Raw genomic sequence first — 8543 nt, 5'->3', positions numbered from 1 at the left:
ATATATTAATATATAAACAATAAAAATCGCAGCATTTTTATTTTCCCTCTTTCCTCCTCTGAAGCTTACATCCCTCTATTCTTGATTCCTCGATTAAGAAACACATGTTAACCTTCTGGAGTAGAGCTACTCTGTTCTCTCATCAGTGAGAGCAAGATCCGAGTACATTGAGATCATATCTCCTATATTACGGCCGGTGAAAACTCGACGGCTCTTTCCAAACACGCGCTCCGCAGCTGCCGAAATATTAGCTAATCTTGTTTTATAGACAGCATTGGGAACGATAAAAGCGATGATTCCGTTACGAATTACTTTGTTGGTTGATAAATTAATGACATCTCGATATCTCTCAAACTTTCTTTCAATCGACACCTGTTCTGTGTAAAATGGGGACCGCTGGATGGGCTCAGTTGAACGATCGAGCTCAATGTAGAACACTTGTGATCCAATTCTTAGGATTGCGTCAGGCCGAACCGAGTTGATTTCATTATCACTATAGACTGACATGGATGGGTACCAATCCCAATCATGATATTGATTGAGTTCAGGGAATTGCATCATCCACTTATACCTGAGGTCAAGATATACCTTTCCTAACTCCCAATAATGATCTTTTTTCGCCCTCTCCATATCCAGTTCGTGCTTCGAAAGGCGATTCTCTTCAAGAATTCCTCGCTTCATTTCGACCACGCGTAATCCTCTGCTACTTAAGTAATACCAGGTCTCCCCTCTAATCCTTCCACGTCTATGTGACGGCTTATCTGAGGAATCGGGTATAAATGTCGATGATTCAATTAGTCCCCGATCTTTTAATCTCTTAGATGTACGCCTGGCTTTAACGACAGCTCTCTGGTGATTTTTCCCTTCTAGCAATTTCTGTCTCTCAGGGGATGCGGTTGCATACTCAAGGTAATGGTAGTCAGGCGTATCTAAAAAATACATTTCCACTACAATGGACTGAGGCATACATCTGCAGAAATATAAGTCTGTCAGTAGGTTCCATTCTCGCTCCGTCAGGAGGTCAATGATTTCACCTAATGATAAATCAGATGATGACTTCTTCTTTCTTTTATTTCTCTCAAATGATTCATTTCCATGCTTTTCAAAGGGATCAAAATCCTTCAAAAGTAACTCTCCTTTCTATCCATGAATGGCTGGGTTGATAGTAAATCGGATGCGTTTCCGCATTAGTCGCATTTTTGCCGCGGTCGTATCCTCAGCTACATAAACAATTCCAGGAGAATTGTAGCAAAGGAACAACGTCAACGTAAAGGTGAATTAAAAGTAATGCTAAACGAAAGATGTAATAAACTTATAAGTCATGATAAAGCTCGAGACAAAAAGACTCATAAGTAACAACATAAAGATCGACGTAAACACAAAGGATTTACTTGATTGAGTAGATCATAGATGTCTTTCATACGGATGGCTTTAATCGAACCATGAAAGAATAATTTATTCCTATATCATTTAGGTGGATCACGAAAGTTGAAGCTAGCTTGACAGGAAACTATTAACTATTCAATAATAGATATAACGAAGCGTAACGCATCTTGATATTGACATAAAAACCTAATTTCAATGGGGTTTTGTCGATACAAGCCACATATTGTCGGGGAAGATAAAAATAACGCGTCGTTAAATTTTGGATATAAAGTTGCGTAACGCAACGTTAAATTATAAGTCCATTCGAAAGGGGTGACATCCGTGGATGAGAATCAAGTTCTATATACCGATGAACTTTTAGCCTTTATCGTCAAAAGAATCCCAGCTGAAATGATCAATGTTTTTGCTGAAATATGGAACAATAAGAATGTCGGTGTTACCTGGACAAATCTAGTAAATACTATTGGAGATCGGTATTTAGTAGAGAAGGCTCTTCTCCTCTTCGAAACAAACGGGTTTGTTCAGGTGGAGTTATCGACTGCAGACAAGAGACAAAAAATATACCTGCCTGATAAAATTCGCGGCAAGCAAATGGCTAAGTACATACGAGAACACAACAAATTGGAGGCGTAATTCTATATGGAATACAATCTTGGTTTTATTACCCTAGAAGGATTTATGAAAAGAAATGATGGAAATCGGAAAATTCTAAAGTTTTGCTTTATTGCTTGCGGACAGTATGGTGGTCGACAAGGTGATGAATTTGCTCGTTTAAACCATAATGTACATGCCATTAATACTTCAGATGTTGATTTGGCCGACTTGAAGGTCGTGACCAATATCGTTAAACTAGATGGCTATAATGGCGCTGTAAAAGACATTGAGCGGGGTCAAGCAGCGATCCGCGATAACAGAGAGAAGGTTCTCGGCATCTTGCAACATCCTGATGTAGTTGAAGCTGATTTTGTATTTGTTATCGCCGGCATGGGCGGTGGAACAGGAAATGCTGCAGCACCAATGCTCCTTTCTAATTTGTCACGTGTACGTAAACCGTTCAATGGAAAGCCTTCATTTGGGGCAATTATTTCGGTTCCGGGAACATGGGAGAAACGTGGAATTAAGAAAAACGCACGTTGGGGGCTCTCACATATCGATGATCTTATACGGAAAAGAGCTTGTGGATCCGTTACTATCATAGATAATGAGAAACTATTCACCATGACTGAAGGGATTTTCAGCGATACGGAAACTCGTTTAGACTGGACGGATTATGGAAATAGCACACTATCTGCACTATTAACTGAAACAGCATTCTTAACAACGATGCCCTCTGGGAAAACGTTTGATGCAGACGAATTACTTGATGTTTACAGCACACCAGGGTACTATTCGTCAGGAAAAGTATATATTTACGATGATGAATCACTGGAAGGTAATAGACTCACTCAGCTCATTGAAAAAAGCTTCAGAGATTCTCCCACAGCAAGTGATTACGACTATGAACTTGACTCTGTAAATGGATTTATTGCTGCTGTACATCCTAAAGCAAAGGACTCCATTATAAGTGATTCTGACTTCAGGATCCTAGAGGAGCGGTTTGGCCGGTTCATCGCAGCAGCTGAAAAACCACATTCCGGACTAATTGATAATAATCAATGGGGTCTAATAACAAGTCGAAATAAACATAACGCTGATGAAAGACCAAAAGCTATTGTTTACACTGGTGCTGTCTGCTCGCAGCTGCCTGCACGAATAGTAAAAATGCTTGAAGAGATAGACCAAGAAGAGAAAGAATTAGAGGATAAGAGGAATAGCCGCGGCAGCAAGCTTTCTCTAGATCTATCTTCATTTAAGGCAATTGAAAAAAATGAAGTAGCAGTTACTAAAGAACCTGTAAATGATGAATTTGATCTATTTGGATCAAACAATAAGAATAAAAACGATAAAGATGATGATGATTTTCTGTTGTAGTTCCCTTTCCCCTATCTATTCGGATAGGGGATTTTTTTTTGTCACTTTGAAGAAGGCCCTCCCCTTTAGACTATAAGTTCAGCTACTGGACGCGTTACGCATCGTTAATTAAAAATAACGCGGCGTAAAAAAAGTCAGTATTATCAAGGTTTTATTCCGTCATATATAAATTACCGCAACGTTACGCGACGTGAATTTAGACAGCAGTTTTATTCCCCTCCCCCCTACCCTAGCAGTGCTTTGTGGTGTTTTTATACCACTTGTGATTCATATTATGTGAAACCCATCTCACCTAGTATGTACAACATGGGCATCACTAGCGTTTTCAGCAGACATGTCAGCACATTTCTATACGTTTCTATCACTTTAGGAAGTAAAGTCCGTCCACTCTCCCCTACCCCATAGGATCAATCCTAAGAAGAACATCAGACTAGCTGAAATCTAAGGTTGCGTTACGCTGCGGTATTTTGCAAATAACGCGTCGTAAACTGAGGGTATAATGTTTCTTAGTATTAAAGCTTTACTACTTCCTCTGTATTTAGCGCCGCGCGATAAACTATGTATGTGTATGTATGTGATTCATTTCTTGTGAAGATGTGATACATAAGGAGATTTTCTGGCTAAAAAAAGGACATTCAACTGGAATGTCCTTCTTCCTTGATCTCGTATTCTTCTTTCACTATCTGTTCGAAGTTCTCTCTTTTGTACTTTCGAATGAAATCGTCTCGCTTTTCCCAGTTCTGTTCTTTCCGAAACAGTCCTACTTTTTTCATCCGTTCAGATTCTGGCAGAGCGTTCCATGCAGCAATTGCCCTCTCTTCCAACTTATTTTCTATCTTTATTTTTGTTAGCATCTCACTTGATCGTTCAAATGTCAGCTCTTCGTGTGATTTTGGAGGCGGCAAATACTTATGAAAATTTTGTTCCATAGTAGATGCTGCTGCAGCAGCTGCCATACCTAGTAGTTCTGATTTCGCGTCCTCGAGCATCTTCTCAAACTTTTGCTCCATGGAACGTCGCATTACTTCCATATCTACGAGAGAATCGCCAGTACTCCAATCGTCAGGAAACGGCCGCAGATCATAAACATCTTTTAACTGCTCAAAAATAATCTGTAAATTATAATTTTTATCACGAGCTTCTTTGATGTAACGACCGATATTCAAGTCTAATTCATCGTATACCTTTTCCCCTGCCACCCTGTTCACATAGTGAACTCTTTTATCTTCTAATTGCTTGAACCACTGGTCCACCGTATTATAATGCTTGTCTATAAGTTTTGCAAACTCAGTAATTTTCCACGCTTTCTCAATCTGCATGCTCTTCTCCCTCCCCTCTAATATGAATCATAAGTGGTTTGTATATCACATGTGATAAGCCATCCTCAATCATTATAGTATTAATGATACACAAACAAGTGATGTTCGTCCATCTTTACCACCACAAATGATTCACTCAAACTCTATTCATATAGTGCTCCTAAATCACAAATGATTAACCAAAGGTAATAAGGATGGGATTCATAAGTCACATGTGATGAACAATGCCTACGACACCGATGAATAACAAAGAAAAACACTCGAGAAGCGGAATTGAATCGTGATATCATTTGTGGCTCATCGGTCATAAATTGTTAATCATAGACAAAACACACCACTTCCCTAATCTATATATTATTAATCACTTAGGAATCACTAATGATACATATGCAACATAATGTGAATAATGAATGAATCACAAATGAATAACAAGATACAGATCGTTAATCACTGATGATATAGAGCGGAGCCAGATGGTGATGATAGGGGTGTTGGAGAAATCACTTATGATTCACATATCACATATGATTCATTGTTTGTGAATCATTTTGGTGTTTATTGGAGGTGATGAGTGCAGTGAAACTGGAATGAATAAACAAGAGGTTGGAATTTTTCGGTGACAATGGCAATCTCATATTATAATATATTATATTATTAATATATTAATATGGAGGGGTGTCATTTGAAGTATGTTGGAATGGTTTTAGGTGGGATATTGTCGGCGATGGGTCATATGATTGCGTTTATTTTTAAAAATGCATTCATAGCAATTCGTCGATTTAGTATGGATCCCGCAAATAAGAACATCATGTGGAATTTACAAGCGATGATGTTACTTGTTTTTCTATTATTGTGCTTTTTTTGGCTAATAGGTAAGTATCAGGACTTATATTATGGAGTATCTGGGCCAATATTTTATCGTGTAATTCCATTATTAATAACTTGTTTTCTTGGCCACATAATCTACTCATGCCCGGCACTGTTCAAAAACAGTTACGCTAAACCAGTGATTCAAACTTTCCTTAATGGTTTAAGCCTACTGGCTTTGGGACAGATCATTCTAAGTTTTGTACCTTTTGCTTTAGGAATGGTAATTACTGTAGTTCTTTTTATAACAGGAGTAGCCGTAACGCTATATTACACATTGCATATCAACATTAAATCAACTGTATTTAATAAGCTAAAAACATCTGTTGAGCAATTCGAGATGCAGCAAGCTCTTGATGGAACATCGAGTGTGATAAATAGAATTGCAGTCAAGAAAGGAATAAGCAAAGAAGAACTATTGGAGGTTGATGAAATTGATTTGGGTAAGAAAGGCTGCTTATCTCATTTAAGATATTACTCTGAAGAGTGTAAATTGCAATTGTTTATGACTTTACCAACTAGGGAAAGGCAAAGTCAATTAATGACATTATCCAGGGACGATCGAGCTCAACATGAACAATATATTGGGGGGACTGGATCAGGAAAAACGCTTCTAGCTACCAATATGGTTGTTCAAGATTTATTAAATGATTACATTGGTTCCACCATTATAGAACCTAAAGGGTCGTTTATTAATCGTCTAGCTAACTTCATGGATCGAACTGGACGGACGTATTATCGACTTGATCCTGAGAATGAATTTAGCGATTGTATGAATCCGTTTTACGTCCCAGTCGGTGAAGATATTGAACCAATGATAGAGGCAAATGTGAGTGCGTTTCATGGTTATCTTGGTCCGGATGCAGAGCAGTATTTTAAAAGCCGGTCAACACAACTGTTTAGAGTGGGAATCAAGGCGCTAAAGTTGGCTAAAGGAAACGATTGTACATATAATGATTTGAATAGGTTAATACAGCCCATAAATGATGATTTTCGTGCTGAAATACTATCACAACTGAGTGATCAGCTGCCACAAGTATCGTTATTATTGGAGTACACACGAAATATTGCAGGAAAAATGCAAGAGCATACGATGAAAACATACTCGAATTTATATGACTACTTGAGCGAACTTACCTCCAATAAATATATTCAACGGATATTTTGTGGCCCGTCTACGTTTAACATTGATGATGTAATAAAAAATGGAGGGATAGTCCTTGTTAATGGGGCTTATGGAAAATTGCAAACCTTAACCTATACTGTAGGCAGATTATATATTAATTTGTTAAAGGCAAGTACATTTCGAAGAAACCTATTAGAGAATGTACGTCCGCATTGTGTAACGATTGATGAAGTTCAAAATTTTGTGGATGAAGAATTTAGTACATTCTTTGAAATGGCTCGTGAGTTTGAAGTGTACATGAGAGTAATTCATCAAGGAAATGCTCAGCTAACTGATGTAAGCGAACGTCTTGGTTCGATGATTAAGCAAAATGCAGTCCAGAAATTCATACTAGCTGGATTAGATCCTGATGATGCAACTTTTTATGCGGACTTGATAGGAGAAGATTATAAAATTGGACAAAGTAGTGGAACAGATGAAATGTCTGCAAACGGTTTTAAAACACAAATAAAGGAGGAAAAACGGTATGAGGTTATGCCTTCTGAAATTTTAAGGCTGAAGGGATATAACGGTGAGACTGGAGAACCTGGGGAGTGCTTATTCCGAGGAGTTCACAATAATGTGAGATTGAAACCAGTAATAGGTCTAGTATTCCCACTTCCGCGTAAATTATTCTCTCCACTAGAATCCAGTGATCGCATTGAGGCTTTATGTGAAGAAGTTGTGGAAAATGAAAAGAATCAAGCTAACGAAGTGAGAGGAGAGACTAGAGAAGCGAGTAATGGAAGTCTTAAAGATTATTTAGCTAGCCAGCATGACGGGCTAAAAAGTGAAAAAGAGATACAATTAGAGAGAATCCAGAAGAAAGCAAGTGTTATGCGAAATAAAGAGAGTTCTACTCGTCAATTAGCTGAGAGTAATATGAAAAGCAATGAAGGTATCGGTACTGACCCAAGTGTATTCCCGTTTTATGATCAAGCTGCAGAAACAATTAGAAACCCTCTTTGGGATAGTTTTGAGGAGACAACCGACAAAGCTAAGCAAACAGAAACAGATGAGGTCCAGAAATCAATTGTAACTTTTATGCCCGCTAATATTGATGACACAACGCTTAGATTAGCTCAACGAATTAAAATTGCCTCAGAAGAGAAACGAAATAATACAAAAGGGAATAGTGGGGCGGAGTAAAACTCCGCTTTATCTAATCCCTAGATTCTTCTTTTAAACTATGAAAAATATCATGAAACTCAGAGTAAACTATTTTCCCAAGTGGAGTCAATTTATATAGTTTTTGCCTACCACTAGTAGTGAAAGCAACAAAACCAAGTGCCTCAATCCAATTTAAGGCAAAATTCAATTCTCCTCGCCGAACTCGGGCATTGAGAGATAAATCCTCTTTGTTGTAATCTTTCTCTGAGAGAGCTTGCATAACCAGCTTTGAACCATTTGGGAGATTGGAGCTCATATCTTTCAGATAAGAGTATAGTTTTGATTCCAAATCATAGCTATTTGTCGAGTCAGTGTTAGACATTAAAAAACACCGCGCCTTTCTATCCAATAATCTAATTAATCTATATATATATTATTACATAAAATAGCTAAACAATAAACATACAATTGAAACCAAATCCTATTATTAATGATGATTCAAAAGAAACTGTTGCTTAATTAGAGCAAGTAATGAAAGGTTCATATATGACCAAGATTGCTCAATATTTTTGATGAATTCTGAGACGATATTTTTTCAACAATGGTCGTTATGGAATTGATGTTATTCAGTTAATCAAAAGGATCAATTGGTCGATAAAACAAAGAAGTTTCTCGAACGAGTTAAATAAACCTCTTTTCTTTTTATTAGTATAGTAATATATTAA

Annotated in this window: 6 protein-coding genes; 3 read left to right on the top strand and 3 right to left on the bottom strand. The window is 37.6% G+C overall.

The annotated features are described in order from the left end of the window. Window positions 1–126: 126 nt before the first annotated feature. Window positions 127–1125 (bottom strand): replication-relaxation family protein, encoded by a 999-nt coding sequence (locus ACFQ88_RS39380; RefSeq protein ID WP_379463390.1) that lies wholly within the window; start codon window positions 1123–1125, stop codon window positions 127–129. A gap of 582 nt (window positions 1126–1707) precedes the next feature. Between ACFQ88_RS39380 and ACFQ88_RS39375 the strand changes: the two genes are divergently transcribed. Next, entirely contained in the window at window positions 1708–2019 is a 312-nt protein-coding gene (locus tag ACFQ88_RS39375) for a hypothetical protein (RefSeq protein WP_379463388.1), read from the top strand. 6 nt (window positions 2020–2025) lie between these two features. Then, on the top strand, window positions 2026–3357 hold the full coding sequence (locus ACFQ88_RS39370; RefSeq protein ID WP_379463386.1) for an FtsZ/tubulin family protein: 1332 nt from the start codon (window positions 2026–2028) through the stop codon (window positions 3355–3357). A gap of 635 nt (window positions 3358–3992) precedes the next feature. Here the strand turns inward: ACFQ88_RS39370 and ACFQ88_RS39365 are convergent. Further along, complete coding sequence (locus tag ACFQ88_RS39365; protein ID WP_379463384.1) at window positions 3993–4676, bottom strand: hypothetical protein; 684 nt, start codon at window positions 4674–4676, stop codon at window positions 3993–3995. Window positions 4677–5358: 682 nt separating this feature from the next. On the opposite strand from ACFQ88_RS39365, the gene ACFQ88_RS39360 reads away from it, so the two are divergent. After that, window positions 5359–7857, top strand: coding sequence for a type IV secretory system conjugative DNA transfer family protein (locus tag ACFQ88_RS39360; protein WP_379463382.1), 2499 nt, complete (start codon window positions 5359–5361; stop codon window positions 7855–7857). A 13-nt stretch (window positions 7858–7870) separates the two neighbouring features. Here ACFQ88_RS39360 and ACFQ88_RS39355 read toward each other — a convergent pair whose 3' ends face one another. Continuing rightward, window positions 7871–8200, bottom strand: coding sequence for a hypothetical protein (locus tag ACFQ88_RS39355; protein ID WP_379463380.1), 330 nt, complete (start codon window positions 8198–8200; stop codon window positions 7871–7873). Window positions 8201–8543: the final 343 nt, after the last annotated feature.

The sequence above is a fragment of the Paenibacillus sp. NPDC056579 genome (assembly GCF_042793215.1).
Taxonomy (GTDB): domain Bacteria; phylum Bacillota; class Bacilli; order Paenibacillales; family NBRC-103111; genus Paenibacillus_S.
The sequence above is the reverse complement of the archived record's forward strand: the minus strand, read 5'-3'. Positions and strand labels throughout refer to the sequence as shown.